Below are 26,636 nucleotides of genomic sequence, written 5' to 3' on the forward strand. Positions count from 1 at the left end.
GGCCACCCTATGCGCGCGTCCTGACCCGCATTGTCGGTGGCCGCCTCTAGCGTCACCGCCATGAGCAGTGCCGTTCAGAGTGCGACCAGCCGCTGGGAGTCTCAACGCAGCTTCGACGAGCTGGGCCGACCGTTGCGCGACCTCACCTTCTGCGTGGTGGACCTCGAGACCACCGGCGGCTCCGCCGCCGGCGGCTCGATGATCACCGAGATCGGCGCGGTCAAGGTCCGGGGCGGCGAGGTCCTCGGCGAGTTCCAGACCCTGGTCAACCCGCACACCGCGATCCCCCCGTTCATCGCGGTGCTGACCGGCATCAGCAACTCGATGGTCGCCGACGCGCCCGCCATCGACTCCGCGCTGCCCGCCTTCCTCGAGTTCGCGGCCGGCTGCGTCCTGGTCGCCCACAACGCGCCGTTCGACGTCGGCTTCCTCAAGCACTTCGCGGCCGCCCAGGGGCGGGCCTGGCCGGCCTTCGAGGTGCTGGACACCGCCCGGCTGGCACGGCGGGTGATCACCCGCGACGACGCGCCCAACTGCAAGCTGTCGTCCCTCGCGGTGCTGTTCGGGGCCTCGACGACCCCCAACCACCGCGCCCTGTCCGACGCCCGCGCCACCGTCGACGTGCTGCACGGGCTGATGGAGCGGCTCGGCGGGCTCGGCGTGCACACCCTGGAGGAGCTGCAGACCTTCTCCTCGCGGGTCAGCACCGCCCAGCGCAAGAAGCGCCACCTGGCCGAGGCCCTGCCCCACGCCCCGGGCGTGTACCTCTTCCGTGACGAGCGCTCCCAGGTGCTCTACGTCGGGACCTCCCGCGACCTGCGGACCCGGGTCCGCTCCTACTTCACCGCCTCCGAGACGCGGTCGCGGATGGGCGAGATGGTCAACCTGGCCGCCACCGTCACCGGCCTCGAGTGCGCGACCCCGCTCGAGGCGGAGGTCCGCGAGCTGCGGCTGATCGCGGAGCACAAGCCGCGCTACAACCGCCGCTCGCGCTTCCCCGAGAAGGTGCACTTCCTGAAGCTGACCCGCGAGACGTGGCCGCGGCTGTCGTTGGTGCGCCGGGTGCTCGACGACGAGGCCGACTACCTGGGCCCGTTCTCCTCGCGCAAGACGGCCGAGAAGTGCCTCTCCGCGCTGCACGACACGTTCCCCGTGCGTCAGTGCGGTGGCCGGCTGCCGCGTCTGCCGTCCCGCTCGGCGTGCGTGCTGGCCGAGATGGGCAAGTGCCTGGCGCCGTGCGACGGCAGTGTCGACGAGCACGCGTACGGCGCCGTGGTCGGCCGGCTGCGCGACACCCTGCTGCGCCGACCCGACGAGGTGGTCGAGGCGATCAACGCCCGGATGAGCGCCCTGGCCCTCGACGAGCGCTTCGAGGAGGCGGGCGCCCACCGCGACCGGCTGGCGGCCTTCATCCGCGCCGCCGCCCGGACGCAGCGGCTCAGCGCCCTGACCCGCTGCGCCGAGGTGGTGGCCGCCCGGCGCGAGGACGACGGCCGGTGGGCGGTGCACGTCGTACGGCACGGCCGGCTGGGCACCGCCGGGGTGATCCCCCCGGGCGCCGACGCCCACCAGTACGTCGCCGAGCTGCGCGCCAGCGCAGAGACGGTGCCCCCGGGCCTCGGCCCGGTGCCCGCCGCGTCCGCCGAGGAGACCGAGCGGATCCTGCGCTGGCTGGAGTCGCCGGGCGTGCGCCTGGTCGAGGTCGACGGCGAGTGGAGCTGCCCGGTGCAGGGCGCCACCCGCCACCTGGCGCTGCACGACGCCGTGCACCAGTCCAAGCTCACCCTGGTCCCCTTCGAGGAGCGACGCGCGCTGGCCCCGGTGCACCAGCCCGTGCGCTGAGCGACGACGGGTGGTGGCGGCGCTAACGTGTCCCCATGATCACCGCCATCGTCTTCGTGAAGGCCGACGTCTCCCGCATCCCCGAGGTTGCCGAGGCGATCGCCGCCCTGGACGGCGTGAGCGAGGTCTACTCCGTCACCGGGCAGATCGACCTCATCGCGCTGGTCCGGGTGCGCAACCACGAGGACGTCGCCGCCGTGGTCGCCGATCGGCTGAACAAGGTCGACGGGGTGACCGCGACCGAGACCCACATCGCCTTCCGTGCCTACTCCAACCACGACCTCGAGGCAGCATTCGCATTGGGCCTCGACTGAGGGCCTCGCAGCAGTAGCCTGCAGCCGTGACCTGGCTCTGCGCGCACTGGTTGGACGTCCTCGGTTGGAGCGGCTCCGCCCTGCTGGTCCTGTCGCTGCTGCAGGCCCGGGTGCTCCGCTTCCGCATCCTCAACCTCGTCGCCTGCCTGACGCTGATCGTCTTCAACGGGCTGCTCGAGATCTGGCCGATGGTCGCCATGAACGTCGTGCTCAGCGTCATCAACGTCTGGTTCATCGCCCAACTGAGCCGCGAGCGGCACGACGAAACGGCCTACACGGTCCTCGAGGTCGCTCCCGAGGACGAGTACCTGCGCCACCTGCTGCGGGTGCACGGCGCCGACATCCTCAAGCACCAGCCGGACTTCGTCTGGGACCACTGCGCGCCCGACCGGCTCGCCTACCTCGTGCAGAAGGGCGACGAGACGGTGGGGGTGGTGCTGCTGCGCGGGGAGGGCGACCGCGCCCACGTGCTGCTCGACTACGTGACGCCGCGCTACCGGGACTTCTCCCCCGGGGAGTTCGTCTGGCGCCCCAGCGGCCAGCTCCGCGACCGCGGCTACCACCAGGTGGTCACCAACCCGCAGATGAGCGAGCCCTACTACGACCGGCTCGACGTCGGGTTCCGCGCGGACGGCGACGCCTACGTGCTCAACCTCTGAGCGAGGCGGGCGCCGGCGCCGCCGGGGTCTCAGGCCGAGGAGGCCGCCACCCAGCGCTCCAGCACGTCGCCGGCCGCGCCGCTGTCCAGCGACTCCCGGGCCCGCTCGATCCCGGCACCGAGCACGTCGAGAGGGGCGCCCTCGGCGCCCTCGTGCACGGCCAGCGCCGCCCCGGCGTTGAGCACGACGGCCTCGCGCACCGGCCCCTGCTCACCGGCCAGCAGCCGCCGTACGACGTCGGCGTTGTGCTCGGTGTCCCCGCCCCGCAGGGCGTCGGCGTGCACCAGGGTGAAGCCGAGCTCGCGCGGGTCCAGCGTCGCCTCGCGCACCGCGCCGTCGCGGACCTGCCAGATCCGCGAGGTCGTGGTCGTGGTGAGCTCGTCGAGCCCGTCGTCGCCGCGCACCACCCACGCGTCGACGCCGCGGGCGGCGAACACGCCGGCCATCACCGGGGCCATCCGCTCATCCGCGCAGCCGATCGCCTGGGCGGCCGGGGCGGCGGGGTTGATCAGCGGGCCCAGGATGTTGAAGGTGGTGGCGATGCCCAGCTCGCGCCGCGGCACCGCCGCGTAGCGCAGGGCGGGGTGGAAGGCCGCGGCGAAGCAGAACGTGATGCCGGCCTCCTCGGCCACGGCCGCGACCCGCGCGGGCGGCAGGTCGAGCCGGATGCCGAGCGCCTCGAGGACGTCGGCGCTGCCGGACTTCGACGAGGCCGAGCGGCTGCCGTGCTTGACGACGCGGGCACCGGCGCCGGCGGCCACGATCGCGGCCATCGAGGAGATGTTCACCGAGAACGAGCGGTCGCCGCCGGTGCCCACCACGTCGAGCAGCCGGCCCGGAACCTCGATGCGCGTGGCCTGCGCCAACGTGGCCTCGACCAGCGCGGCCACCTCGTCGACCGTCTCGCCCTTGGCCCGCAGCGCAACCGCGAACCCGGCGATCTGGGCCGGCGACGCCTCCCCGGCGAGGATCTCCCCCATCGCCCAGACGGCCTGCTCGCGGGACAGGTCCTGCCCCGCGACCAGGGTGGTCAGGACGTCGGACCAGCCGAGCGGCCGGTGGCCGGACGCCATCAGGCGCGAGCGGGCACGCGGGAGCGCAGCAGCGAGACGACGGTCTGCGCCAGCTGGATCGGGTCGAGGGGATGCGGCACCGCCGCCTCCGCGCGCGACCAGGTGGCCAGCCAGGCGTCCTGCGGGCGACCGGTCAGCACCAGGATCGGGGGGCACTCGAAGATCTCGTCCTTCATCTGCTTGGCGATGCCCATCCCGCCGGCGGGCACGGCCTCGCCGTCGAGGATCGCGAGCGCGATGCCGCCGGCGTCCATCTGCTGCACGACGACCGGCTCCGTGGCCACCTCGACGTACTCCAGCTCGGGGAGGTCGGGGTGCGGGCGCCGCCCGAGGGCCAGGATGACCTGCTGGCGGGTGTTGACGTCGTCGCTGTAGACGAGGACCTTCAGCGGCGCGGACTTCGGCATGGTGTCACTCACACCCCGATGCTATCCCTCGCCTGCCGCCGCCGTTGCGCGCGCTCTCTCCTGGGCCTCCAACCGGTCCAGCCTGCGGTCCTCGCGGACCGCCTCCTTCGCCGAGGAGCGCACCCACTGGACGAACAGGACCCCGAAGAAGATCAGGCCGATCAGGTCGCCCGAGGCCCACAGGATCCCGCCCGCCACGTGCTGGTCGTCCGCCGCGTCCGGCAGCCACGAGCCCATCGGCCCCTCGCGCAGCGCGGCGTACCACTCCGCGCCGATCAGCGCCTCCTGCGCCATGATCGTGACGCCGAGGAAGGCGTGGAAGGGCAGCGTGAGGAACGTGAGCACCAGCCGGAACGGCTCCGAGACCCGACCGGGCACCGGGTCGATGCCCATCAGGGGCCAGAAGAACAGCGCGCCGACGAGCACCAGGTGGACGTGCATCATCTCGTGCACGTACGTCGAGCGCAGGCTCGCGTCGTACCACCCGGTGAAGTAGAGGGCCCACGGCGAGGCGACGTAGAGGAAGAACGCCAGCGGCGCGAAGGACAGCACCTTCGCCACCCGCGAGTGCAGCACCGCCAGCAGCCAGCGACGCGGCCGCGACGGGAGGGTGCGCAGGGCGAGGGTGACCGGGGCGCCGAGCGCGAGGAACAGCGGCACCACCATCGAGAGCACCATGTGCTGGACCATGTGCACGCTGAGCAGGGTGGTGTCGTAGGCGCCGATCCCGGACTGGGTGGCGACGTAGAACGAGCCCATCCCGCCGACCACGAAGGCGAGCGTGCGCCCCAACGGCCACTTGTCCCCGCGGCGCCGCAGCACCGAGACCCCGACCAGGTAGAGACCGGCCACCCACACGGTCGCCACGAAGAGGAAGGGATCGATCCCCCACTCGGTGAAGATCCGCCCTAGGGTGAACTCCGGCAGATTCGGACTCGCTTGCCACGCTGTGAACACCACGCTGTGAAGTTTATGACGCCTAAAGACAGGGGGGTGGGGTGCCCTTCGGTCCTAGTCAGGACATAATGCTCCGCGTGGCGACAGCAACAGCGATTCCGGCATCCCGGCTGCACGGGCACCTCGACCGACCGAGCATGGTCAGCGTCGGCACGATCATCTGGCTCGCGAGCGACCTGATGTTCTTCGCCGCGCTCTTCGCGGCGTACTTCACGATCCGCTCGGTCAGCCCGGAGCTCTGGCAGCAGAACACCGACGCGCTGAACATCCCGTTCGCCGCGGCCAACACCACGATCCTGGTCCTGTCCTCCGTGGCCTGCCAGCTCGGCGTCTTCGCGGCCGAGCGCGGTCAGGTCGGGCGCACCGGTGGTCTCCTCAACGTCAAGGGCTGGGGTCTGCGCGAGTGGTTCGCGCTGACCTTCATCATGGGCGCGATCTTCATCGCCGGCCAGGCGACGGAGTACGCCGAGCTCATCCACGAGGGCATCACGATCCAGGACTCGGCCTACGGCTCGATGTTCTACCTCACGACCGGCTTCCACGGCATCCACGTGACCGCCGGACTCTTCGCCTTCCTCCTGGTGCTCGGGCGGACCTACCTGGCCCGCAAGTTCACCCACGAGCAGGCCGTGAGCGCGATCGTCGTGTCGTACTACTGGCACTTCGTGGACGTGGTGTGGATCGGTCTGTTCGCGACCATCTACCTGATCAAGTAACAGCCCGACCCTGCTCAAGCTAGGACTCAATGTGCGTCTCTTGAACCGCTCAGTCGGACGAATCTCGCGGCATCGCCGCGGTCGTCTGGCGGGCCTGATCGTCATGCTGCTCGGACTGGTGCTCACCGGTGGGCTGTATACCGCGTTCTCCCCCGCTCAGGCGGAGAAGGCCGAGGCCGACCCAGCACTGGTCGAGGAGGGGCGCGAGCTCTTCCTGGTGGGCTGTGCCTACTGCCACGGCAAGAACGGCGAGGGCATCCTCACCCAGAACGGCAACCAGATCGGCCCGTCCCTGGTGGGCGTGGGCGCCGCCGCCGTCGACTTCCAGGTCGGCACCGGCCGGATGCCGCTGGTGCAGCCGGGCGTCCAGGCACCTGCCAAGCCGGCCGTGTACAACGACGAGGAGCGCGAGGCCCTGTCCGCCTACGTCGCCTCCCTCGGCGTCGGACCGGACATCCCCGACGAGGCCGACTACAGCATCGAGGGCCTCACCGACGACGAGCGCGAAGCCGCGATCGTCAACGGCGGCCAGATCTTCCTGACCAACTGCACCGCCTGCCACAACTATGCCGGCGCCGGCGGGGCGATGCCCCGCGGCAAGTACGCGCCGAAGCTGTCCGGCGTGGACGAGAAGCACATCTACGAGGCCATGCTCACCGGGCCGACCCAGATGCCGGTCTTCTCCAACGGCAACCTCGCCCCCGAGGACAAGCGCGACGTCATCGCCTACCTCAAGTCCCTCGAGGCAGAGCCCAACTACGGCGGCTTCACCCTGGGCTCGCTCGGTCCCGTGACCGAGGGCCTCTTCGGTTGGATCTTCGGTATCGGTGGCCTGGTCGCCTTCGCCGTCTGGATCGCTGCCCACACCACCCGCTCTAAGAAGGACAAGCTGGCATCGTGAGCACCCACGACGAAACCCTTCCGGCCGTCCCGGCCCCGGACCCGATCGCCGACCCCGGTCTACCGCCACACCAGTGGCGCCCGACCGACGTCGACCCCCGGGCCGAGAAGCGCGCCGAGCGCCAGGTGGCTGCACTGTTCGTCTTCTCGATGATCTGCGCCATCCTGTTCGTCGTCGCCTACTTCACCATCGACATCGGCGAGGACCCCACCACGTTCCTGGGGATGGGCGCCTCGACGCTCGCCCTGGGCCTGACCCTGGCCGGCGCCCTGCTGGGTATCGGCATCGGCATCATCCAGTGGGCCCGCAAGCTCATGGCCGACCACGAGATGGTCGAGATGCGTCACCCGGCCGCCTCCTCCGAGGAGGACCGCGCCGCCACGCTCCAGGCGCTCAGTGACGGGCTCGAGGAGTCCGGCATCGGCCGCCGCCCGCTGGTGCGCAACACCCTGCTGGGTGCGCTGGGCATGCTCGGCATCCCGGCCGTCGTCGCGCTTCGCGACCTCGGCCCGCTGCCCGGTGACAGCCTCTACCACACGATCTGGGACAAGGGGATGCGCGTCGCCCGCGACGTCCTCGGCACCCCGATCAAGGTCTCGGACATGGAGATCGGCGACCTGATCAACGGTCAGCCGATCGCGCTGTGGACCGAGCACATCGAAGGCGTCGAGCTGCAGGTCCACAAGGCCAAGGCGTCGATCGTCCTGGTGCGTATGGAGCCCGACGAGATCATCCCCGGCCCCGGCCGGGAGAACTGGTCGGTCGAGGGCATCCTGTGCTACTCGAAGATCTGCACCCACGTGGGCTGCCCGATCTCGCTCTACGAGCAGCAGACCCACCACCTGCTCTGCCCCTGTCACCAGTCCACGTTCGACCTCGCCGACTCCGCGAAGGTGGTCTTCGGACCTGCGGCGCGTCCGCTGCCGCAGCTGCCGCTCGCCGTCGACTCGGAGGGCTACCTCATCGCGCAGAGCGACTTCACCGAGCCCGTGGGCCCGAGCTTCTGGGAGCGTGGCTGATCATGTCCGTCGCAAAGACCAACGCCACTACGGCGGCAACCGTCAAGAAGCCCGGCAAGGGCGCCGCGGTCGCCAACTGGGCCGACGAGCGTCTCGGCCTGGCCGGGATGGCCAAGAAGAACCTCCGCAAGGTCTTCCCCGACCACTGGTCCTTCATGCTGGGCGAGATCGCCCTGTGGAGCTTCGTGGTCCTGCTCCTCACCGGCGTCTTCCTGACGCTGTGGTTCCGGCCCAGCATGGCCGAGGTCGAGTACATGGGCAGCTACGACCAGCTGCGCGGCCTGCACATGTCGGAGGCTTTCGCCTCCAGCCTGGACATCTCCTTCGACGTCCGCGGCGGCCTGCTGATGCGCCAGATGCACCACTGGGCGGCCACGATCTTCGTGGCGTCGATGATGATCCACCTGCTGCGCGTGTTCTTCACCGGCGCGCACCGCAAGCCCCGTGAGCTCAACTGGGTGATCGGCTGCCTGCTGCTGCTGCTCGGCACGCTCGAGGGCTTCACCGGCTACTCCCTGCCCGACGACCTGCTCTCCGGCACCGGCGTCCGGGCGGCCGACGGGTTCATGAAGTCCGCGCCCATCGTCGGCACCTACATGTCGTTCTTCCTGTTCGACGGCGAGTTCCCCGGTGACGCGATCATCCCGCGGCTCTACATCGTGCACGTGCTGCTGATCCCGGGCCTGCTGCTGGCCCTGATCGCCGCCCACATGCTGCTGCTCGTCTACCACAAGCACACCCAGTGGCCCGGCCCCGGCCGTACCGAGAAGAACGTGGTCGGCTTCCCGATGCTGCCCGTCTACATGGCGAAGGCCGGCGGCTTCTTCTTCATCGTCTTCGGTGTCATCGCCGTGATGGGCGCGACCACCACCATCAACGCGGTCTGGAAGTACGGCCCCTACGACCCGTCCAAGGTGACCGCGGGCTCCCAGCCCGACTGGTACATGGGCTGGCCCGACGGTGCGCTGCGGATCATCCCGGGCTGGGAGTCGGAGTTCCTGGGCGTGACGCTCAGCTGGAACGTCATGCTGCCGATCCTGATCCTCCCGGTTCTGATGCTGGTCATCCTGATCCTGCTGCCGTTCCTGGAGGCGTGGATCACCGGTGACAAGCGCGAGCACCACCTGCTCCAGCGCCCGCGCAACGCGCCGACCCGCACCGCGGTGATGGTCGCCCTGATGACCTTCTACGGTCTGCTCTGGGCCGCCGGCGGCAACGACATCATCGCGATCAAGATGGACCTGAGCATCAACCAGATCACCTACTTCATGCGGGTGATGGTCTTCCTGGGTCCGGTCATCGCGTTCTGGATCACCCGCCGCTGGTGCATCTCCCTGCAGCGCAAGGACGAGGAGGACCTGCTCCACGGCTACGAGACCGGCATCATCATGCGCTCGCCCGAGGGCAGCTACTCCGAGCGTCACGAGCCGCTCGACGTGGCGCGGACCTACACGATGACCGCCCGCGATCGCGAAGAGGTCTACGTGCCCGGTGCGACCACGGACGCCAACGGCGTGGCCGCTCCCCCGAAGCGCTTCGACAAGCTCCGGGGCCGGCTCTCCCGCCTGATGTACGCCGACAACGTGCAGAAGCCGACCCGGGCCGAGCTCGAGGCGGCGCACCACGAGGTCGACCACGAGCACGAGCTCGAGGCGCCCTACGAGGACCGCGTGGTCGACGGCCACCAGTTCGACGGCCACCACCCGGTGAAGGGCGAGGAGCTCCGCAAGCACTGATCCACCGCTCCACCACAGAAGGGCCCCGGACGCACCAGCGTCCGGGGCCCTTCTGCATCCCCACCCACCCCCACCCCCCCACCCCTCCCCCACCGCGACCCGTCACTCCCTCGACCAGACACGCCGTACCTGCCGGCGCGAGTGACGGCTCACGGGCCGTGAGTGGGGGTAAGCCGTCGGCAGCGGGGCCCATGGAGCCTGTCGAGCAGGCAGGCCCGTTCTGTCCCCTATGGCGCGTCAGGCACTCTCGTCACCCTGGCGTTCTCACCACCGCCGGCGTACGGCGCGCCACGGCGCCACGCCTCGCCGACGTGGACCTGGCGACGTCCGCGCGCGCCGTACGTGGCGATGTGCACCACCGCCCGTGTGCGCATGGCCACGCACCCCGGGAGCACCCTGGCCGGCTGTGAGAGGAGTCCACGCCGCTCGGGTCCATGCACCAGCGCCCAGGCCCGCCGACCCGTCACTCGCTACGCCAACCCCGGCGTGTCTGGTCGAGGGAATGACGGGTCGCGGGCCTTGGGGCCCACCTGGGGCCTTGGGGTCCAGCTGGGGGCTTGGGGTCCAGCTGGGGGGCCAGCTGGGGGGCTTGGGGGCCAGGTGGGGGGCTTGGGGGCCAGCTGGGGGGCTTGGGGGTCAGATGGGGACTTGGGGACCAGCTGGGGTGTGGGTGGCGTGGCTGGGGGTCAGCTGAGGGCGGAGCCCTTCTTGTACTCGCTGAAGGGGAGGTTCCAGTCGCCGTAGCCGTTCTCCAGAGTCATCTGGCGCTGGGTGCCGGTGACCTCGACGACGTCCCCCCGATTGGTCATCTCATAGACCCAGGCGGCGTCGGAGGTACTCATCCCCACGCAGCCGTGGCTGACGTTGGCGGCACCCTGGGAGCCGACCGACCAGGGTGCGGCGTGCAGGAACTCGCCGGAGTGGGTGACCCGCAGGGCGTACTCGACGTTCTCGATGTTGTAGTACTCCGGGTCGCTCTCGTCGATGCCGGTGGTGGCGGCGTCCATCCGCTTGGTGCGGTGCTTCTCCATGATCACCTTGGTCCCGGACCGGGTCTCGAAGCCAGGCTTGCCCCCGCTGATCGGGATCGTCCGGGCGACCTCACCGTTGACCAGCGTGCGCATCTGGTGGCCGGCCACGTCGATCTTGTGCACCACCGAGTCGCCGACGGTGAACGCGACGCTGCGGCTCTCCTGGCCGTAGACGCCGCCGCCCGCCGGGACGCTGTTGACGTCCACGTCGACGCTGACCTCGGTCCCGGGCTTCCAGTAGGCCCGCGGGCGCCAGTGCACCTCGGTGTCGCTGATCCAGTGCCACGCTCCGGCCTGGCGCGGCGAGCTGGTGACGCTCAGGTGACGCTCGATCGAGGCCTTGTCGCGCACCGCGACGTCGAAGGTGACGATCACCGGCATCCCCACGCCCACGGTCTCCCCCGCCAACGGCGCCACCGAGGGGTAGGTCTGCTGGTCCAGCGTCAGGTCGACGGTGCGAAAGCGGGAGCGCGCGCGCTCGGTGCTGCCGTCCGTGCGCTCGACCACCGTGCGGGCGACGTACGACGTGCCCGGCTCCAGGCGCTCGGTGGCCTTCCAGGACGCACCGTCCTTCGCCAGCTCGCCCGCGACCCGGTCGCCGCCACCGCGGACCACCACGGAACGCAGCGTGCCCCCCTCGGCGCGCACCGTCACCAGGTGGTCGACCGGCACGGCGGTGCCCTTGCCGACGTCGGTGGTGACCTCCACCGGCGCCGCCTCGGGGCTGGCGGCAGGGCCGCCGTCCGGGGAGTCGCCGTCGGAGCCGGAGCTGCCTGAGCAGGCCGTCAGGACGACACAGAGCACCCCCGCCAGGACGGTCGCCGGCGCCCGAGTGGGGCGCGCAGAAGCAGAGGTGCCGCGAAGGGCTCGAGCTCGAATCATGTGGGTTCCCCCGGGAGGAGCGAGCAGTGCCTCACCCAGGGTAGCGGCCGCACCCCCAACAGACACGGCCCCGACCGTCACCCCTGGGGGTGTCGGTCGGGGCCGTGGCGGCGCCGGGAGGGCTCAGTGAGCGTGCTCCCCGCGGTAGTACTCGAAGACCCAGCCGGCCAGCGTGATCACGCCGAAGGCGCTGCCGATGATCGCCAGCCACCATCCGACGACGACGCCGAGCGTCACCGTGGAGAAGGCCAGGGCGCACCACAGCGGCCACCACGAGTACGGCGGGAAGAAGCCGAGCTCGCCGGCGCCCTCCGCGATGTCGCCGTCCTTGCGGTCCTCCGGACGGGCGTCCATCCGGGAGGCGTGGAAGCCCAGGTACAGGGTGATCATCGCCACCAGCAGGAAGGCCATGACCAGGGCCGAGGTCCCGGTCCAGTCGCCGCTGATGAACCAGTACGCGGGCGCGACCAGTGCGAAGAAGATCGTGGTGATCCCGAAGATCCAGGTTTCGGCCTTCATCAGTTCTTCTCCTCCGTGCCGCGCTCGTCGGTGTTGCCGGCGAGGCGCTCCTGCAGCATCTCCTCGCGACCGGACACCTCAGGGGAGTCCGACGGCGTGCTCGTGCCCTCTGCCGCGTTGGTCCGCAGCTCCATGACCGCGATCTCCGGGTGGTGGAGGTCGAAGGCCGGCGACTCCGAGCGGATCCGCGGGAGCGAGTGGAAGTTGTGCCGCGGCGGCGGCGAGCTGGTGGCCCACTCCAGGGAGCGGCCCCAGCCCCACGGGTCGTCCACGCCCACCAGCGGGGCGTTGCGCGACACGTAGACGTTGTAGAAGAACGGCAGCATCGAGAGGCTGAGCAGGAACGCGCCCACCGTGGAGATCTGGTTGAGCGTGGTGAAGCCGTCCTGGGGCAGGTAGTCGGCGTAGCGACGGGGCATGCCCTCGACGCCGAGCCAGTGCTGGACCAGGAAGGTCAGGTGGAAGCCGATGAACAGCAGCCAGAAGTGGATCTTGCCCAGCCGCTCGTCGAGCATCCGCCCGGTGAACTTCGGCCACCAGAAGTAGAAGCCGGCGAACATCGCGAACACCACGGTGCCGAAGACCACGTAGTGGAAGTGCGCCACCACGAAGTACGAGTCCGAGACGTGGAAGTCCAGCGGGGGCGAGGCCAGGATGACACCGGTCAGGCCACCGAAGAGGAACGTCGTCAGGAAGCCGATCGTCCACAGCATGGGCGTGTCGAGACTTACCGACCCGCCCCACATAGTGCCGATCCAGTTGAAGAACTTCACTCCTGTGGGCACCGCGATCAGGAACGTCATGCCCGAGAAGAAGGGCAGGTCCACCGCCCCGGTGACGAACATGTGGTGGGCCCACACGGCCACCGACAGGATCGCGATCGCCAGGGTGGCGCCGACCAGACCCACGTAGCCGAAGATCGGCTTGCGGCTGAAGACCGGCAGGATCTCACTGGCGATGCCGAAGAACGGCAGCGCGATGATGTACACCTCGGGGTGGCCGAAGAACCAGAACAGGTGTTGCCACAGGATCGGTCCGCCGTGCACCGCGTCGAAGACGTGTGCCCCGAGCATCCGGTCGGCCTCGAGCATCAGCAGCGCGCCACCGAGGATCGGGAACGCCATCAGCACGAGCATGCTGGTGATCAGCGTGTTCCAGGTGAAGATCGACATCCGGAACATGGTCATGCCGGGCGCACGCATGCAGATGATCGTGGTGATGAAGTTGACCGCACCGAGGATGGTGCCGACACCGGCCATGTACAGGCCCATCACCCACAGGTCGCCACCGATGCCGGGCGAGCGCACGGCGTCGGAGAGCGGCGTGTAGGCGAACCAGCCGAAGCTGGCCGCGCCCTGCGGGGTGAGGAACCCGGCGGCGGCGATCAGGCCGCCGAACAGGTAGAGCCAGTAGCTGAACATGTTCAGCCGCGGGAACGCCACGTCGGGCGCGCCGATCTGGATCGGCATGATCACGTTCGAGAAGCCGAAGAACAGCGGCGTCGCGAACAGCAGCAGCATGATCGTGCCGTGCATGGTGAACATCTGGTTGTACAGCTCTTCGTTCACGACCTGCTGGCCGGGGAACGCGAGCTCGGAGCGGATCACCAGAGCCATCAGGCCGCCCAGGAGGAACCAGACGACGGAGGTGACGAGGTACATCTTGCCGATCAGCTTGTGATCGGTCGTGGTCATCAGCGTGACCGCGTGCTGGCCCAGGGTCTTACGACGGACGGGCACGGCGGCGCTCTGAGGCACCGGTGCTGCTGTGGTGGTCACTCGTGACCTCCCTCTGCGTCAGATTCGGTGTCCAGGCCGTCCTGCGTCTTGAGCTCGGAGCCGCCCAGGAGCGGCTCGGAGTAGACCGGTCCGACCTCCTCGAGGTCAGCGAGGTAGTCCTCGTACTCGTCGGGCGACACGACCTCGACGTTGAAGAGCATCCGCGAGTGGTAGACGCCGCAGAGCTCGGCGCACTTCCCGGCGTAGATGCCCTCCTTGTTCGGAGTGACCTGGAAGTGGTTGATGCGTCCGGGGACGACGTCCAGCTTCATCAGGAAGCCGGGCACCCAGAAGGAGTGGATGACGTCCGGGGAGTGCAGGTTGAACTGGACGGTCTCGCCCTCGGGCAGGACCAGCGTGGGGATCTCGGAGCCGGTGCCGACGACGGCGACGTACTCGGAGTAGCGCGGCTCGTCGTCAGCGACGTCGAAGTCCGGCTCGCCGAGACCGTGGTTGAAGGTCCACGACCACTGCTGACCGACCACCTCGATGGTCCGGTCGGGCTCGGGGACCTCGTCGAGGACCTCGTTCTGGACCGTCACGGTCCAGTAGAAGAACACGATCACCATCAGGATCGGGGCGATGGTGTAGAAGATCTCCAGCGGCAGGTTGTAGCGCGTCTGCACGGGGATCTCGTCGGCGTGGCGACGCCGGTAGCGTCGGATCACCCAGAAGATCAGGCCCCAGACGATGATGCCGGTGATGATGGCGGCAAGCCACGCATAACGCCAGAGGTCGAAGATTGCCGGTGCCTGTTCGGTCACCGGCTCGGGCATGGCCAGACGACGGATCTGGTCCTCGTCCTCGGCCGAGCACGCGCCGACCAGTAGGAGACTTGTGCCCAGCGCAACGCTGAGCGCAAGCCGCTTCACCGACTTGGTCGCGCGCTTGGGGAGCTGCAGACCCACGAACGAGCCTCTCTCTCAAAGATCACGGATAGGCGAAACCCTATCCGAAGTGTGGGTCGGATGACTCGGTGGGGACCCGTAAGGGCCGGGTCTGTGACCTTCGCCCCTGGCAGTGGCGCCCGTTGGGGCTCACCGCTGCCGCGGGCACGCCGGGAGGCTCAGGGACGGAAGGTCTTCAGGTGCGGCTCGAAGTCCGCGACGGCGTCCTCGCCGTAGGTGTCGAGGCAGCGCTGGAGGAAGGCCGCGCGCGAGAGCGAGTACTCCTGGGTGCCGACCTGCTCGACGACGTAGACCGCCAGCAGGCAGCCGAGCTGCCCGGCTCGCTCAGGGCCGAGTCCCCAGGCCAGGGCGGCCAGGTAGCCGGCCCGGAAGGCGTCGCCGACCCCGGTCGGCTCGACCTTCGCGATCTCGGGGACGGCGGGCACGGTGATCGACACCGCGCCCTCGCGGTCGATGCGCACCCCGGCGGCCCCGAGGGTGACCACCCAGGTGCCGACGCGGGAGAGCACGTCCTCGCGGCTCCAGCCGGTCTTCTGGGTGATCAGCGAGGCCTCGTACTCGTTGGAGAACAGGATCTCGGCGCCGTCGATCAGCGGCCGGATCATCGCGCCGTCCCCGAAGGCGAGCTGCTGGGAGGGGTCGGCCACGAACCGGTAGCCGCGCTGGCGGCACTCCTCGGTGTGGCGCAGCATGCCCTCGGGGTCGTTGGGCCCGATCAGCACGAAGTCCGGCTCCCCCACCCGGTCCACGATCGGCTTGAGCTCGATCTCGCGCGCCTCGCTCATCGCGCCGGCGTAGAACGACGCGATCTGGGCCATCGAGGAGTCGTTGGTGCACACGAATCGCGCCGTGTGACGCGTCTCGGAGACGTGCACGCCCTTGCAGTCGACGTGGTGCCGCTCGAGCCAGGCCCGGTAGTCGACGAAGTCCTCCCCCACCGCGCCGACGAGCACCGGCTCGATGCCGAGGTTGCCCAGGCCGAAGCAGATGTTGGCCGCGCATCCCCCGCGCCGCACCTCGAGGTCCTCGACGAGGAACGACACCGACAGCTTGTCGAGCTGGTCCACGACCAGCGAGTCCGAGAAGCGTCCCGGGAAGGACATCAGGTGGTCGGTGGCGATCGATCCGGTGATGAGCAGCGACATGCCTGGCAACACTACCGGTCGGTACCGCTGTCGGTACCCGGGAGTAGCCCCTAATCTCAGGGTCATGATCTCCGCGACCCAAGCGCACGGCCGCTCCACCCGTCTCGCCTACGACGACTTCGAGTCCCCCGAGGAGCTGTACGGCGCCTGCCGCGCGGCCGGCGAGAACCTCCACGTCAGCCCCCGCCTGCAGCACGCGGCGCGGGCCGCGGTCGCCGGGGCGCCCAGCCTGCACTACGCCGACTTCCCCCGGGAGATCGCCAAGCGCGAGATCAAGGTGAGCGAGGCCGCCGCCCGGCTGGCCGGCGCGCTGCACCTGCATCTCGACTGACCCCCACCGCTTCCCGTCTCGGGAGCCACGAGGCCCCCTGCCAATACGCTTGGCAGGGGGCCTCGTGGGTTCCGGGTCACCCGCGAGCGGGGCCGGGCGAGCGGGGCGCCGGGCTCAGAGGTCCCGGCGCCGCGCGCTCAGTGGAAGGAGTCGCCGCAGGCGCAGGAGCCGGTGGCGTTGGGGTTGTCGATGGTGAAGCCCTGCTTCTCGATGGTGTCGACGAAGTCGATCGTCGCGCCGTTGAGGTAGGGGACGCTCATCCGGTCCACCACGACGGTGACGCCGTCGAAGTCGGTGGTGACGTCGCCGTCGAGGGTGCGCTCGTCGAAGAAGAGCTGGTAGCGCAGACCCGAGCAGCCACCCGGCTGCACCGAGATGCGCAGGGCGAGATCGTCACGCCCCTCCTGCTCGAGGAGGCTCTTCACCTTGCTCGACGCGACCGAGCTCAGGTTGATCTGGTCGGTGCGGCGCTCTTCGGTGGTCTCGACCTGCTCGGTCATGTTCGCTCCCTGGAAGAAAGGCTAGAGATTCGGTCGCCCGGCGCTGGACGGCACCGGTCATATCCGTTCCCAATGGTCGCACACCGACGGTTATTCCCCACCGCTCGGCAGCCATCGGCTCGCCGGATCACCGAGGCGTGCGGGGCGACCACGACCTGGCCACGCGGGCGGCCAGGTCCGCCAGGGCGGCGCGGGGCCGACCCAGGGCCGCCTCCTCCCCGACCAGGTCCACCACGGAGTAGGCGGACTCCACCCCCAGCGCCCGCATCTCCCGCGAGCCGACCAGCACCCGACCGGCCAGCGCGATGCAGGGCCGCAGCGCCTGCGCGGCGAGCTCCGCGACCCCGTAGGGCACCTTGCCCGAGCGGCTGGAGAAGTCGAAGGCACCCTCCCCCGTCACCACCAGGTCCGCCTCGCGTGCCCGGCGCTCCAGGCCCACTGCCTCGGCGACCAGGGCCACCCCCGGGGTGCGCCGCGCGCCCAGCGCCAGCAGCGCGAAGCCGAGCCCGCCGGCCGCGCCGGCGCCCTTCTCCAGCGAGAGCCTGCGGTCCACCACGACGGCGAACCGCTCCAGAAGCCCGTCCACCGCCGCGATCCGGTCCTCGCTCACGCCCTTCTGCGGGCCGAACGTCTTGGTCGCCCCGAACAGCCCGGTCAGCGGGCTGTCCACGTCGCTGGCCGCGACCACCTCGACGCCCGCGAGCCTGGCCCGGGCGGCGGACGAGTCGAGGCGCCCGATCCCCTCGAGGCCCAGCGCCCCCCGGTCGAGCGGGACGTCCGCCTCCGCGCCCAGCGCGGCGAGCAGGCCGGCTCCCCCGTCGTTGCTGCCGCTGCCGCCCAGGCCCACCACGACGCGGCGCGCGCCGGCGTCCACGGCGTGCCCGAGGAGCTCCCCCACGCCGTAGGTGGTGGCGCGCTCGGCCGCCCCCGGCCGGCTGCCGGTCAGCTGGATCCCGCATGCCTGGGCGCTCTCGACGTACGCCGTGTCGCCCACCAGCAGCACCGCCGCCGGCACCTGCTCGGCCAGCGGCCCGCGCACGGTGCGCGCCAGCAGCCGGCCGCCCAGCGCCACGTGCAGCACGTCGACGAAGCCCGGCCCGCCGTCGGCCATCGGGGCGAGGTCGAGCTCGTCGTCGGGCGCGTGGCGGTGCCAGCCCTCGGCGATGGCCTCGGCCGCCTCGACCGCGGTCAGGGTGCCGGCGAACTTGTCAGGGGCGATCAGGACGCGCATGGGCCCATCCTCGCCGCACGGCTCAGCCGGCGGCGCGGCGGTACTGCCTGACGGACAGCGGCACGAACACCACCAGGATCAGCACGACCCAGGCCAGCGTGTACAGCACCGGGTGCTGCATGGACCACACGTCGGGCACCGGCACGGTGGGGTTGGTGTTGCCGAACAGCTCGCGCACGGCCTGCGTGACCGCCGAGACCGGGTTCCACTCCACGAAGACCCGCAGCCCCGAGGGGAAGCTCTCCAGCGGCACGAACGCGTTCGAGACGAAGGTCAGCGGCATGATCACGATGAACGAGGCGTTGTTGATGACCTCGACGCTCGGCACCAGCAGCCCCACCAGCGCCATCACCCAGCTGAACGCGTAGGCGAACAGCAGCAGCAGCGCGAAGGCCGCGAGCGCGTCGAGGACCGAGCCACGCACCCGCCAGCCGACGAGCAGTCCGGTCAGGGCCATGATCACGATCGAGAGCAGGTTGTAGACGATGTCGGAGAAGGTCCGGCCGACCAGCACCGCGGCCCGCGACATCGGCAGCGAGCGGAACCGGTCGATGATCCCCTTCTGCATGTCCTCGGCCAGCCCGGCCCCGGTGAACGTCGAGCCGAAGACCACCGTCTGGGCGAAGATCCCGCCGATCAGGAACTCCCGGTAGTTCACCCCGCCGCCGGGGTCGATCGCCCCGCCGAAGACGTAGGCGAACAGCAGCACGAACATGATCGGCGAGATCAGCACGAACACCAGGACCTCGGGGACCCGCTTGATCTTGATCAGGTTGCGCTTGGAGATCACCCAGGAGTCGCTCGCCATCCGCGACATGGTGCTCATCGGGCGGCCTCCGTGCGCTCCGCGCCCGCGTCGTCCTGGCTGGCGTGGCCGGTCAGCGCCAGGAACACGTCGTCCAGCGTGGGCCGGCGCAGACCGACATCCATCACCGCCACTTGCTCGGCCTCGAGCAGAGCCAGCACCTCCCGCAGCGCCCTGGCTCCGCCCTCGACCGGCGTCGACAGCTCACGGCCGGTGTCGCCGACGCGGACCTCGGCCCCCGAGACTCTGGCCAACACCCGGCGCGCCACCTCGGCCTGGTCACGGTGGAGGACCGACAGCTCGATCTGCTCCCCGCCGATCTCGCGCTTGAGCTCGTCCGCGGTCCCGCGGGCGATCGCCCGGCCATGGTCGATCACGACGATGGAGTCGGCGAGGCGGTCGGCCTCCTCGAGGTACTGGGTGGTGAGCAGGAGCGTGCCCCCGTGGGAGACGAGCTCGCGGATGACGTCCCACATCTGCATCCGGCTGCGCGGGTCCAGCCCGGACGTCGGCTCGTCCAGGACCAGCACGGCCGGCTCGGCGACCAGTGCGCCGGCCAGGTCGAGGCGCCGGCGCATGCCACCGGAGTAGGTCTTGGAGGGGCGGTCCGCCGCGTCGGCGAGGTCGAAGCGCTCGAGCAGCTCGCGGGCGCGGACGCGGGCGCGAACCCTCCCCAGCCCGTAGAGGCGGCCCACCATCTCCAGGTTCTCGTAGCCGGTCAGGTGCTCGTCGACGGCCGCGTACTGCCCCGACAGGCCGATCCGCGCCCGGACTCCCTGCGGGTCCTGCGCCACGTCGACGCCGGCCACCTGGGCGCTGCCGGCGTCGGGGCGCAGCAGCGTGGTCAGGATGCGCACCGCGGTCGTCTTGCCCGCCCCGTTCGGCCCCAGCAGACCGAGCACGGTGCCCTCGGGAACGCTCAGGTCGAGGCCGGCGAGCGCCACCACGTCGCCGTACCGCTTGACCAGGCCGTCCGCCCGGATCATCTCCCTCACCCTCGCTAGGGTCGCATGGTGAGCACCTGGATACGACCCCTTTTGCCGGCGGACGTGCCCGTCGTGGAGCGGCTCTCGGCGCAGGGGTTCCACGAGCTCGACAGCCGCACCCATCAGCGCGACTGGCCCGACCCGCAGCTGCGCCCGCCGGACCGGGCCGCGGCGTGGATCGCCCGCACCACCCACCTGGTGCGCACCGACCCGGCCGGCTGCTGGGTCGCCGAGCAGGAGGGCGAGATCGTCGGGTTCGCCGTCTCCTACGTGCGCGAGCTGATGTGGCTGCTCGCCTCGTACGCCGTGCGCCCGGGGTTGCAGGGGCGCGGGGTCGGCCGGGTGCTGCTTGAGGCCGCCCTGCAGCACGGGCGGGGGTGCCTGCGCGGCATGCTCTCCGCCTCCGCCGACCCGCGCGCGGCGCGCCGGTACCGGGCGGCCGGGTTCGCCCTGCACCCGCAGATGTTCCTCACCGGCGTCCTCGACCGCGCCGCGCTGCCGATCGTCGAGCGGGTCCGCGAGGGGACGGCCGCCGACTTCGAGCTGATGGACTCGGTGGACCGCCGCACCCGCGGGGCCGCGCACCTGGTCGACCACCCGGTGCTGGCGGGCACGTTCCGGCTGCTGGTGTGCGACCGCAGCACCGGCTCGGGCTACGCCTACGTGGACGCGGACGGCTCACCGCAGCTGGTCGCGGCGACCAACCGGCGCACCGCCACCGACCTGCTCTGGGAGGCCCTCGCCTCGGCCCCGCCCGAGGGCACCGTCAGCCTGCCTCACGTCACCGCGGCCAACCAATGGGCGATCGAGGTGGGGATGGCGGCCCGGCTCTCGCTGCACCAGCGGGGCTACCTGGCGCTGCGAGGCATGGCCCCGCCGGCGCCGTACCTGCACCACGGCTCGCTGCTCTGAGGGCGGGCTGCTCAGCGCGCCGGCGACGCGTCGGGCGTCACCGGCAGTCGCACCCGCACGGTCGTGCCACCGCCGGGGGTCTCGTCCAGCTCGATCGAGCCACCGTGCGCGCGCACCACCCGGCTGCAGGTGGCCAGACCGATCCCCGAGCCCGCCACCCGCTGGTCCAGACGCACGAACGGCTCCAGGACCCGGACGCGGTCCTCGGGCGGGATCCCGATCCCGTGGTCCCTGACCTCCAGCTGCCACCGGTCGGCGTCGCGGTGGGCGTCCACCTCGATCCGCGGCGGCTCGCCGGGGCGGGTGAACTTGACGGCGTTCGCGAGGAGGTTCTGCAGCAGCATCCGCAGCTGCACCCGGTCCCCGCGCACCCTCGGCAGGTCGCCGACCTCGAGGGTGGCCCCGCCCAGCGCCGGCGCCAGGTCGGCGCGGATCTCCTCGAGCAGGCCGGCCAGGTCCACCTCCGCCACGGCGAGGCCCGCGCCGAGGCGCGCGAAGTCGAGCAGCTCGTCGACCAGGGCCTGCATCCGCTCGGTTCCGCTGATCGCGCGCTGGGCCAGCCACAGCAGCTCCTCGCGGTCGCCGGCCCCCTGCTGGACCTCCTCGCGCAGCAGCTGCAGAGACATGCCCATCGCGGTCAGCGGATTGCGCAGGTCGTGGGCGACCTGCCCGGCGAACGAGGCGAGCTGCTCGTTGGAGCGCTCCAGCTCGGCCTGCGCCGCCCGGAGCTCCTCGACGGTGGCGGCGAGGTCGCGGGTGCGCCGCTCCAGCTCCAGCAGCTCGACCACCCGCTGCGCCAACGAGGCCAGCAGCTCGCGCTCGCGCGCGTCCAGCTCGCGGGGCACCACGTCGAAGGCGCACAGGGTGCCGATGACGACGCCCGCGGGGGTGAGCAGCGGGTGGGCGGCATAGAAGCGCACCCGGTCCAGGTCGCCGTTCACGAAGGGGTTGTCGCGCAGCCGTGGGTCGGCGCTGGCGTCGCTGATGACCACCGGCTCCGCGGTGCGCACCGTCACCGCGCAGAGCGTGTCCTCCTGAGGGAGGACCGCGGCGTCGAAGCCGTACGTCGCGACCTGGTGCTGCTCGGAGTCGGTGAGCAGGTTGATCGCCGCCATCGGCACCCCACACAGGTGGGCGGCCAGCTCCGCGATCGACTGGAGCTCGGGGCGAGGGCCCCCCTGCAGCACGCCGTAGTCCTCGATCGCGCGGGTCCGGCGCACCCCGTCGGCGGGCCGGTCGGCGGCCATCGTGCCTGCGCTGCTGCGATCGGCGGCGCTCACAGGCCCGGGGCCCCCCACAGGGCCAGCCAGCGACCGAGGTCGGACTCCATCGCTAGCTCGCCCTTCAGGGCGTCGCGCACGCCGAGCTCGAGCAGGTTGTCTCGCTGCTCGCCGGCACGCGGCGCGAACGGGTAGAAGGTGCCCTGCTTGTAGAGGTAGACGAGGCCCACCTTGTGCCCGGCGGTGTCGGCGAACGGCACCACCGAGCAGAGCAGGCCGGTGCCGAAGCCCTGTGCCTCGAGCGTGGTGTTGACGGCGTGCAGGTCGGTGCAGAGCCCGGCGGTGTCGCTGGGGTCGCGGTGCACCACCAGCCAGGTGAACCCGAACCGGTCGGTGCTGAGCTCGACGTCGGGCGCCTGGGGATCGCCGTTCAGCAGCGCGACCACGTCGGCCTGGGTCTGGGCGAACGCGGCACCGCCGGCCGCCCGGAAGCAGACCGACCCCAGCCCGGTGGGCCGCAGACCGGCCGCGCTCTCCAGGGTGAGCGCGGCGTTGGGCACCGCGAACAGCGCGTCGAGGTTCGCCCGCTTGGGGCGGCTGCGTCCGGTGATGACGTCCCAGAGACCCACCGCTCAGCCCTCGGGGCGGCTGAGCTCGGCCTGGATCCGGGCGAGCTGCTCGAGCCGCTGCTCCAGGGACGGGTGGGTCGAGGTCAGCGTCCGCAGCGAGACGCCGCTGACCGCGGGGGCGATGAAGAACGCGTTCATCGCCGCCGAGGAGCGCAGGTCGCGCTTGGGGATGGTGTTGATCTCGCCGGTGATCTTCTGCAGGGCCGAGGCGAGCGCGGCCGGCTTCATCGTCAGGTAGGCGCCCGCCCGGTCGGCGCTGAGCTCGCGGTAGCGCGAGAGCACCCGCAGCAGCACGAAGCTGACCGCGTAGACGACCAGGCTGATCAGCAGCGCGATGAGGAAGGCGGGCGCGCCTCCGTTGCCGTCCCGGTTGCTGCCGCGGGTCATCGCGAACCCGCCGTACTGGGCCCCGCGGGTCAGCATCCCGGCCACGATCCCCGCCGAGGAGGCGACCGTCATCACCAGCACGTCGCGGTGGGCCACGTGCGAGAGCTCGTGGGCGAGGACCGCCTCGAGCTCCTCGGCGTCCAGCGTGTGCAGGATGCCGGTGGTCACGCACACCACCGAGCGGTTCGGGGACCGGCCGGTGGCGAAGGCGTTGGGCACGGCCAGGTTCGCGATCCCGACCCGCGGCTTGGGCATGTCGGCCAGCGCGCACAGCCGGTCGATCATGCCGTGCAGCTCGGGGGCCTCCGCAGGGGAGACCTCGCGGGCCCGCATCGCCCGCATCGCGACCTTGTCCGAGCTCCACCACTGGTAGAACGCGACGCCCAGCCCCAGCAGCCCGATCAGCGGCGCCGCGCTCGCCCCCACCGCATACATCAGCCCCACGACCAGCGCCACGAAGAGCGCGCCGAGCAGGAACATGACCAGGGTCATCCGGACGGTCAGTCCGGTGTCCTTGATGAAGCGCGAGCGAGCCACGACACTCAGCCTGGGATCAGACCGTCGCCGGTGAGCAGGGCGCGCACGTCGTCGATGCTCGCGTCGGCCGGCGGCAGGATCAGGTCGGACTCGTCGAGCGCATCCGCCGGGTGCGGGGTGCCCACGCGGCGCACACCGTCGAGCAGTGCGCCGAACACCTCGCTGAAACGGGCCAGGTCCCCGGACTCCACGGCCGCCTCGACCGCGGCATCGAGCTCGTTGAGGTGCTCGACGCTGGTCTCGGGGACGTCGAACTGTCCCTCCCCCATGATCCGGACGATCACGCCTGGCCCTCCTGCTTGCGACCCTCGACGCCGAGGATGTCCTGCGACTCGAGGGCCTGCGGCGCGCTGCCGCCCTTGAGCCGGGCGAGCTCGGCCTCGACGTCGGCCTGGGAGCTCATCGACTCCAGCTCGCGGGCGATGTCGTCACCGGCCCCGACCGCGGTGACGTCGTCGAGGGCGCCGGAGGAGATCAGCTCGTCGATCGCGCCGGCACGCGCCTGCATCTGGGCCGTCTTGTCCTCGGCGCGCTGGATCGCCATCCCGACGTCGCCCATCTCCTCGCCGATCCCGGAGACCGCCTCGTTGATGCGGGTCTGGGCCTCGGCCGCGGTGTAGGTCGCCTTGATCGTCTCCTTGCGGGTCCGGAAGGACTCGACCTTGGCCTGCAGGCGCTGCTGGGCGAGGGTGAGCTTCTCCTCCTCACCCTGGAGCTGGGCGTGCTGCGCCTTGAGGTCGTTGATCTGGTTGGTCAGCCCCGACTTGCGGGTCAGCGCCTCACGAGCGAGGTCCTCGCGGCCCATCGCGATCGACTTCTCGGCCTGGTCCTGCAGCTTGGTGGACTGCTGGACGAGCTGGTTGACCTGGAGCTCGACGCGCTTGCGGCTGGTCGCGACGTCGGCCACGCCGCGCCGTACCTTGGTGAGCAGCTCGAGCTGGCGCTGGTAGCTGTAGTCCAGCGTCTCGCGCGGGTCCTCAGCGCGGTCGAGCGCGTTGTTGGCCTTGGATCGGAAGATCAGACTGATGCGCTTCATGAGACTCATGGGGATGCGGCCCCTCCTCGTACTGTCGGGCGTCGGTGCTGGTCAGCCCACCCTATAGTCTGGATCCCACACTCCTCGCTCACGAAGGCAGCATCGTTGTTCCGTCGCAGCAAGACCGAGAGCCCCATCGTCACTCCCACGACCCCGGACCTGGTCAAGCGGGACGGGAAGGGGCGGCCGACCCCCAGCCGACGGGAGGCGGAGGCGGCCGCGCGCGCCCGGGCCAAGACGCCCCGCTCGCGCAAGGAGCTGGCCCGCGCCCAGCGCAGCTCGCGCAGCGAGTCGAGCCAGAAGATGCGCGCGGCGATGAAGACCGGCGACGAGCGCTACCTGCCGCCGCGCGACAAGGGCCCGGTCAAGCGCTTCATCCGCGACTTCGTCGACACCCGCTTCTCGTTCACCGAGCTGGTGCTGCCGCTGCTGCTGCTGACGATGTTCCTGGGCTACTCCGGCAGCGCCCGGCTGGCCGGGATCGGCAACACCCTGATGTTCGGCGTCTTCGCGGTCGTGCTGATCGACGTCGTCGTCCTGCGTCTGCGGTTGCGCCGTGAGCTGCGCCGGCGCTTCCCGGAGGCGCCGCTGAAGGGCACCACCTATTACGCCCTGATCCGGGCCCTGCAGATGAGGTTCCTGCGCCTGCCCAAGCCGCAGGTGAGGATCGGCCAGGAGCTGCCCGAGCACTACCGGTGATCGTCGGCCTGGTCGCGGCGCTGGCCGCGGCCCTGCTCTTCGGCGCCAGCGCGGTCCTGCAGGCCCACGCGGTACGCCGGCTTCCCACCGGCGGCCAGGACCTGGTCGGCTTCGTCGCCTCGGCGCTGCGCAACCGCTGGCTGATGGTGGTGGTGGCGGCCTACCTGCTCGGGTTCGTGCTGCACGCCGTCTCGATCTGGTACCTGCCCCTCTACCTGGCCCAGGCGACGATATCGATGTCGATGCCGGTCACCGCCGTGCTCTCCGCGGCGCTGCTGCGCGAGCCGGTGGGGCGCCGACGCTGGCTCGCCATCGCCGCAGTCACCGCCGGCCTGGTCCTGCTCGCCGTCGGGAGCGGGGCTGTCGGGGAGGTGCGCTCCTCGGACGGCTTCGCCCTCGCCCTGTGGAGCGCGGTGGTCGCGATCGCCGTGCTCGGCTTCCTCGTACGCCGCAGCGCGGGCGCCTCCCTCGGCTGGCTGGCCGGCCTCGCCTACGCCGGCTCCGCGATCGCGGTGCGGGGCTTCGACGCCGCCCTCGATCCGGCCGACGTCGCGGCGGGCCTGGCCGTCCCGGCCTTCGGTCTGCTCGGCTTCTGGCTCTACTCGCTGGGTCTCGAGCGAGCCGCGGTCACCTCCTCGACGGCCCCGATGATCGTCGCGCAGACGTTCGTGCCGGCGCTGGCGGGCATCCTGCTCCTGGGTGACGGCGTCCGTGCGGGATGGTCCGCGGGCGTGGTGGCGGGGCTGCTGCTGGCGACCGTCGGCGCCATCTGGGTGAGCCGGGCGGGAGCACCGGGCGACGCCCCGTCCGGGCCGCCGGCCGGCGGTGTCAGGATGGCGCCATGAGCACTCCCCCTCCCAGCAGCCCGCCCAGCGGACCCAGCGCCGACGTCTCGGTGCGGGTCGCCTGGTCCGACGACGCCGACGCGGTGGCGGCGGTGCAGCTGCGGGCGTGGCGCGTGGCCTATCAGGGACTGCTGCCCGACGAGCTGCTGGCCAGCGACCCGGCCGCCCTCGCGGCCACCTGGCGCAGCGCGCTGGCCAAGCCGGGCGACGCCCGCAACCGGGTGCTGGTCGCCCTGGAGCGCAACCGGGTGGTGGGCTTCGCGATCACCGGACCGACCGGCGACCCCGACCGGGACCCGATCGCCGACGGCGAGCTCCGGGAGTTCACCGTGGACCCGGACGAGCGCGGCAAGGGACACGGATCGCGGCTGCTCCAGGCGGCCGCCGACACCATGGTCGCCGACCGCTTCCAGCGCGCGCTGACCTGGGTGCTCTCCACCGACGACACGCTGCGCGCGTTCGTCGAGGCCGCCGGCTGGTCCCCCGACGGAGCGCACCGCGAGCTCGACCTCGACGGCGCCGGCACCACCGTCGTGCGCGAGGTGCGCCTGCACACCTCCCTCGTCTAGACCTCTTTGCTTTCCGCCAGCCACGCGCCACCATGGTGTGACCGGCGCCTCACGGCGCCGGG

Annotated in this window: 29 protein-coding genes; 12 read left to right on the forward strand and 17 right to left on the reverse strand. The window is 71.0% G+C overall.

All coding sequences use genetic code 11. From position 1 onward, the window contains the following. Window positions 1-60 precede the first annotated feature (60 nt). From AC6EH9_RS07530 to AC6EH9_RS07540, 3 genes are read left to right on the forward strand one after another with little or no spacing between them, the layout of a single operon-like run. Window positions 61-1,842 (forward strand): DEDD exonuclease domain-containing protein, encoded by a 1,782-nt coding sequence (locus tag AC6EH9_RS07530; RefSeq protein WP_498421888.1) that lies wholly within the window; start codon window positions 61-63, stop codon window positions 1,840-1,842. Window positions 1,843-1,877: 35 nt separating this feature from the next. Beyond that, a complete protein-coding gene (locus tag AC6EH9_RS07535; RefSeq protein WP_498421889.1) occupies window positions 1,878-2,156 on the forward strand; it encodes an Lrp/AsnC family transcriptional regulator in 279 nt (92 codons plus the stop codon). Window positions 2,157-2,182: 26 nt separating this feature from the next. Continuing rightward, on the forward strand, window positions 2,183-2,815 hold the full coding sequence (locus AC6EH9_RS07540) for a hypothetical protein (RefSeq protein ID WP_498421890.1): 633 nt from the start codon (window positions 2,183-2,185) through the stop codon (window positions 2,813-2,815). 29 nt (window positions 2,816-2,844) lie between these two features. Here the strand turns inward: AC6EH9_RS07540 and trpD are convergent, their stop codons facing one another. From trpD to AC6EH9_RS07555, 3 genes are read right to left on the reverse strand one after another with little or no spacing between them, the layout of a single operon-like run. Continuing rightward, window positions 2,845-3,888 (reverse strand): anthranilate phosphoribosyltransferase, encoded by a 1,044-nt coding sequence (gene trpD, locus AC6EH9_RS07545; protein WP_498421891.1) that lies wholly within the window; start codon window positions 3,886-3,888, stop codon window positions 2,845-2,847. Continuing rightward, a complete protein-coding gene (locus AC6EH9_RS07550; protein WP_498422262.1) occupies window positions 3,888-4,295 on the reverse strand; it encodes an Rv3143 family two-component system response regulator in 408 nt (135 codons plus the stop codon). The genes trpD and AC6EH9_RS07550 overlap by 1 nt, the downstream gene beginning before the upstream one ends. A gap of 21 nt (window positions 4,296-4,316) precedes the next feature. Next, window positions 4,317-5,255 (reverse strand): cytochrome c oxidase assembly protein, encoded by a 939-nt coding sequence (locus AC6EH9_RS07555; RefSeq protein ID WP_498421892.1) that lies wholly within the window; start codon window positions 5,253-5,255, stop codon window positions 4,317-4,319. Between the two features lie 65 nt (window positions 5,256-5,320). Here AC6EH9_RS07555 and ctaE point away from each other — a divergent pair, with 65 nt between their 5' ends. From ctaE to qcrB, 4 genes are read left to right on the forward strand one after another with little or no spacing between them, the layout of a single operon-like run. Continuing rightward, window positions 5,321-5,968, forward strand: coding sequence for an aa3-type cytochrome oxidase subunit III (gene ctaE / locus AC6EH9_RS07560; RefSeq protein WP_498421893.1), 648 nt, complete (start codon window positions 5,321-5,323; stop codon window positions 5,966-5,968). Between the two features lie 31 nt (window positions 5,969-5,999). Beyond that, complete coding sequence (gene qcrC / locus AC6EH9_RS07565) at window positions 6,000-6,869, forward strand: cytochrome bc1 complex diheme cytochrome c subunit (RefSeq protein ID WP_498421894.1); 870 nt, start codon at window positions 6,000-6,002, stop codon at window positions 6,867-6,869. Beyond that, complete coding sequence (qcrA, locus tag AC6EH9_RS07570) at window positions 6,866-7,888, forward strand: cytochrome bc1 complex Rieske iron-sulfur subunit (RefSeq protein ID WP_498421895.1); 1,023 nt, start codon at window positions 6,866-6,868, stop codon at window positions 7,886-7,888. The genes qcrC and qcrA overlap by 4 nt, the downstream gene beginning before the upstream one ends. Before the next feature lie 2 nt (window positions 7,889-7,890). Then, complete coding sequence (gene qcrB / locus AC6EH9_RS07575) at window positions 7,891-9,624, forward strand: cytochrome bc1 complex cytochrome b subunit (protein WP_498421896.1); 1,734 nt, start codon at window positions 7,891-7,893, stop codon at window positions 9,622-9,624. A 686-nt stretch (window positions 9,625-10,310) separates the two neighbouring features. Here the strand turns inward: qcrB and AC6EH9_RS07580 are convergent. The 5 genes from AC6EH9_RS07580 to AC6EH9_RS07600 all read right to left on the reverse strand — a co-directional run bounded on the left by AC6EH9_RS07580 (window position 10,311) and on the right by AC6EH9_RS07600 (window position 15,887). Next, on the reverse strand, window positions 10,311-11,459 hold the full coding sequence (locus AC6EH9_RS07580; protein ID WP_498421897.1) for a L,D-transpeptidase: 1,149 nt from the start codon (window positions 11,457-11,459) through the stop codon (window positions 10,311-10,313). Window positions 11,460-11,660: 201 nt separating this feature from the next. Beyond that, the gene (locus AC6EH9_RS07585; RefSeq protein WP_498421898.1) at window positions 11,661-12,056 is read right to left on the reverse strand and encodes a cytochrome c oxidase subunit 4; all 396 of its coding nucleotides are present in this window, start codon (window positions 12,054-12,056) and stop codon (window positions 11,661-11,663) included. Then, entirely contained in the window at window positions 12,056-13,834 is a 1,779-nt protein-coding gene (gene ctaD, locus AC6EH9_RS07590) for an aa3-type cytochrome oxidase subunit I (protein ID WP_498421899.1), read from the reverse strand. Before ctaD ends, AC6EH9_RS07585 begins: the two co-directional genes overlap by 1 nt. Continuing rightward, window positions 13,831-14,742, reverse strand: a complete 912-nt coding sequence (gene ctaC / locus AC6EH9_RS07595) for an aa3-type cytochrome oxidase subunit II (RefSeq protein ID WP_498421900.1) — start codon at window positions 14,740-14,742, stop codon at window positions 13,831-13,833. Before ctaC ends, ctaD begins: the two co-directional genes overlap by 4 nt. Before the next feature lie 158 nt (window positions 14,743-14,900). Further along, window positions 14,901-15,887: a carbohydrate kinase family protein gene (locus AC6EH9_RS07600; RefSeq protein WP_498421901.1), complete on the reverse strand. Its 987-nt coding sequence runs from the start codon at window positions 15,885-15,887 to the stop codon at window positions 14,901-14,903. Between the two features lie 64 nt (window positions 15,888-15,951). Between AC6EH9_RS07600 and AC6EH9_RS07605 the strand changes: the two genes are divergently transcribed. Continuing rightward, on the forward strand, window positions 15,952-16,218 hold the full coding sequence (locus AC6EH9_RS07605; RefSeq protein ID WP_498421902.1) for a hypothetical protein: 267 nt from the start codon (window positions 15,952-15,954) through the stop codon (window positions 16,216-16,218). Window positions 16,219-16,355: 137 nt separating this feature from the next. Here AC6EH9_RS07605 and erpA read toward each other — a convergent pair whose 3' ends face one another. The 4 genes from erpA to AC6EH9_RS07625 form a co-directional block, all read right to left on the reverse strand. Next, window positions 16,356-16,718: an iron-sulfur cluster insertion protein ErpA gene (gene erpA / locus AC6EH9_RS07610; RefSeq protein ID WP_498421903.1), complete on the reverse strand. Its 363-nt coding sequence runs from the start codon at window positions 16,716-16,718 to the stop codon at window positions 16,356-16,358. A gap of 127 nt (window positions 16,719-16,845) precedes the next feature. Further along, complete coding sequence (locus AC6EH9_RS07615) at window positions 16,846-17,949, reverse strand: glycerate kinase family protein (protein WP_498421904.1); 1,104 nt, start codon at window positions 17,947-17,949, stop codon at window positions 16,846-16,848. 22 nt (window positions 17,950-17,971) lie between these two features. Continuing rightward, window positions 17,972-18,775 carry an ABC transporter permease gene (locus AC6EH9_RS07620; protein WP_498421905.1) on the reverse strand — a complete coding sequence of 268 codons (804 nt, stop codon included), beginning with the start codon at window positions 18,773-18,775 and terminating at the stop codon, window positions 17,972-17,974. Then, a complete protein-coding gene (locus AC6EH9_RS07625) occupies window positions 18,772-19,740 on the reverse strand; it encodes an ATP-binding cassette domain-containing protein (RefSeq protein WP_498422263.1) in 969 nt (322 codons plus the stop codon). The genes AC6EH9_RS07620 and AC6EH9_RS07625 overlap by 4 nt, the downstream gene beginning before the upstream one ends. Window positions 19,741-19,767: 27 nt before the next feature. Here AC6EH9_RS07625 and AC6EH9_RS07630 point away from each other — a divergent pair, with 27 nt between their 5' ends. Continuing rightward, a complete protein-coding gene (locus tag AC6EH9_RS07630) occupies window positions 19,768-20,652 on the forward strand; it encodes a GNAT family N-acetyltransferase (RefSeq protein WP_498421906.1) in 885 nt (294 codons plus the stop codon). Between the two features lie 11 nt (window positions 20,653-20,663). Here the strand turns inward: AC6EH9_RS07630 and AC6EH9_RS07635 are convergent, their stop codons facing one another. From AC6EH9_RS07635 to AC6EH9_RS07655, 5 genes are read right to left on the reverse strand one after another with little or no spacing between them, the layout of a single operon-like run. Further along, entirely contained in the window at window positions 20,664-21,932 is a 1,269-nt protein-coding gene (locus AC6EH9_RS07635) for an ATP-binding protein (RefSeq protein ID WP_498421907.1), read from the reverse strand. Further along, complete coding sequence (gene pspAB / locus AC6EH9_RS07640; RefSeq protein ID WP_498421908.1) at window positions 21,929-22,501, reverse strand: PspA-associated protein PspAB; 573 nt, start codon at window positions 22,499-22,501, stop codon at window positions 21,929-21,931. Before pspAB ends, AC6EH9_RS07635 begins: the two co-directional genes overlap by 4 nt. Before the next feature lie 3 nt (window positions 22,502-22,504). Then, window positions 22,505-23,425 carry a zinc metalloprotease HtpX gene (htpX, locus tag AC6EH9_RS07645; RefSeq protein ID WP_498421909.1) on the reverse strand — a complete coding sequence of 307 codons (921 nt, stop codon included), beginning with the start codon at window positions 23,423-23,425 and terminating at the stop codon, window positions 22,505-22,507. 5 nt (window positions 23,426-23,430) lie between these two features. Further along, on the reverse strand, window positions 23,431-23,709 hold the full coding sequence (gene pspAA, locus AC6EH9_RS07650; RefSeq protein WP_498421910.1) for a PspA-associated protein PspAA: 279 nt from the start codon (window positions 23,707-23,709) through the stop codon (window positions 23,431-23,433). Then, a complete protein-coding gene (locus tag AC6EH9_RS07655) occupies window positions 23,706-24,470 on the reverse strand; it encodes a PspA/IM30 family protein (RefSeq protein WP_498421911.1) in 765 nt (254 codons plus the stop codon). The genes pspAA and AC6EH9_RS07655 overlap by 4 nt, the downstream gene beginning before the upstream one ends. A 96-nt stretch (window positions 24,471-24,566) precedes the next feature. On the opposite strand from AC6EH9_RS07655, the gene AC6EH9_RS07660 reads away from it, so the two are divergent. From AC6EH9_RS07660 to AC6EH9_RS07670, 3 genes are read left to right on the forward strand one after another with little or no spacing between them, the layout of a single operon-like run. Next, complete coding sequence (locus tag AC6EH9_RS07660) at window positions 24,567-25,160, forward strand: DUF3043 domain-containing protein (RefSeq protein WP_498421912.1); 594 nt, start codon at window positions 24,567-24,569, stop codon at window positions 25,158-25,160. After that, entirely contained in the window at window positions 25,157-26,005 is an 849-nt protein-coding gene (locus AC6EH9_RS07665; protein WP_498421913.1) for a DMT family transporter, read from the forward strand. Before AC6EH9_RS07660 ends, AC6EH9_RS07665 begins: the two co-directional genes overlap by 4 nt. Beyond that, a complete protein-coding gene (locus tag AC6EH9_RS07670) occupies window positions 26,002-26,574 on the forward strand; it encodes a GNAT family N-acetyltransferase (protein WP_498421914.1) in 573 nt (190 codons plus the stop codon). Before AC6EH9_RS07665 ends, AC6EH9_RS07670 begins: the two co-directional genes overlap by 4 nt. Window positions 26,575-26,636 lie beyond the last annotated feature (62 nt).

The organism is Nocardioides sp. Z21_20, from assembly GCF_059766585.1.

Bases quoted from the DNA above. Each gene is read 5' to 3' on its own strand.
- AC6EH9_RS07530 (WP_498421888.1), top strand. From the start codon at position 61: ATGAGCAGTGCCGTTCAGAGTGCGACCAGCCGCTGGGAGTCTCAACGC.
- AC6EH9_RS07535 (WP_498421889.1), top strand. From the start codon at position 1,878: ATGATCACCGCCATCGTCTTCGTGAAGGCCGACGTCTCCCGCATCCCC.
- trpD (WP_498421891.1), bottom strand. From the start codon at position 3,888: ATGGCGTCCGGCCACCGGCCGCTCGGCTGGTCCGACGTCCTGACCACC.
- AC6EH9_RS07550 (WP_498422262.1), bottom strand. From the start codon at position 4,295: ATGCCGAAGTCCGCGCCGCTGAAGGTCCTCGTCTACAGCGACGACGTC.
- ctaE (WP_498421893.1), top strand. From the start codon at position 5,321: ATGCTCCGCGTGGCGACAGCAACAGCGATTCCGGCATCCCGGCTGCAC.
- qcrB (WP_498421896.1), top strand. From the start codon at position 7,891: ATGTCCGTCGCAAAGACCAACGCCACTACGGCGGCAACCGTCAAGAAG.
- AC6EH9_RS07585 (WP_498421898.1), bottom strand. From the start codon at position 12,056: ATGAAGGCCGAAACCTGGATCTTCGGGATCACCACGATCTTCTTCGCA.
- AC6EH9_RS07600 (WP_498421901.1), bottom strand. From the start codon at position 15,887: ATGTCGCTGCTCATCACCGGATCGATCGCCACCGACCACCTGATGTCC.
- AC6EH9_RS07605 (WP_498421902.1), top strand. From the start codon at position 15,952: ATGATCTCCGCGACCCAAGCGCACGGCCGCTCCACCCGTCTCGCCTAC.
- erpA (WP_498421903.1), bottom strand. From the start codon at position 16,718: ATGACCGAGCAGGTCGAGACCACCGAAGAGCGCCGCACCGACCAGATC.
- AC6EH9_RS07615 (WP_498421904.1), bottom strand. From the start codon at position 17,949: ATGCGCGTCCTGATCGCCCCTGACAAGTTCGCCGGCACCCTGACCGCG.
- AC6EH9_RS07620 (WP_498421905.1), bottom strand. From the start codon at position 18,775: ATGAGCACCATGTCGCGGATGGCGAGCGACTCCTGGGTGATCTCCAAG.
- AC6EH9_RS07625 (WP_498422263.1), bottom strand. From the start codon at position 19,740: ATGATCCGGGCGGACGGCCTGGTCAAGCGGTACGGCGACGTGGTGGCG.
- AC6EH9_RS07655 (WP_498421911.1), bottom strand. From the start codon at position 24,470: ATGAGTCTCATGAAGCGCATCAGTCTGATCTTCCGATCCAAGGCCAAC.
- AC6EH9_RS07670 (WP_498421914.1), top strand. From the start codon at position 26,002: ATGAGCACTCCCCCTCCCAGCAGCCCGCCCAGCGGACCCAGCGCCGAC.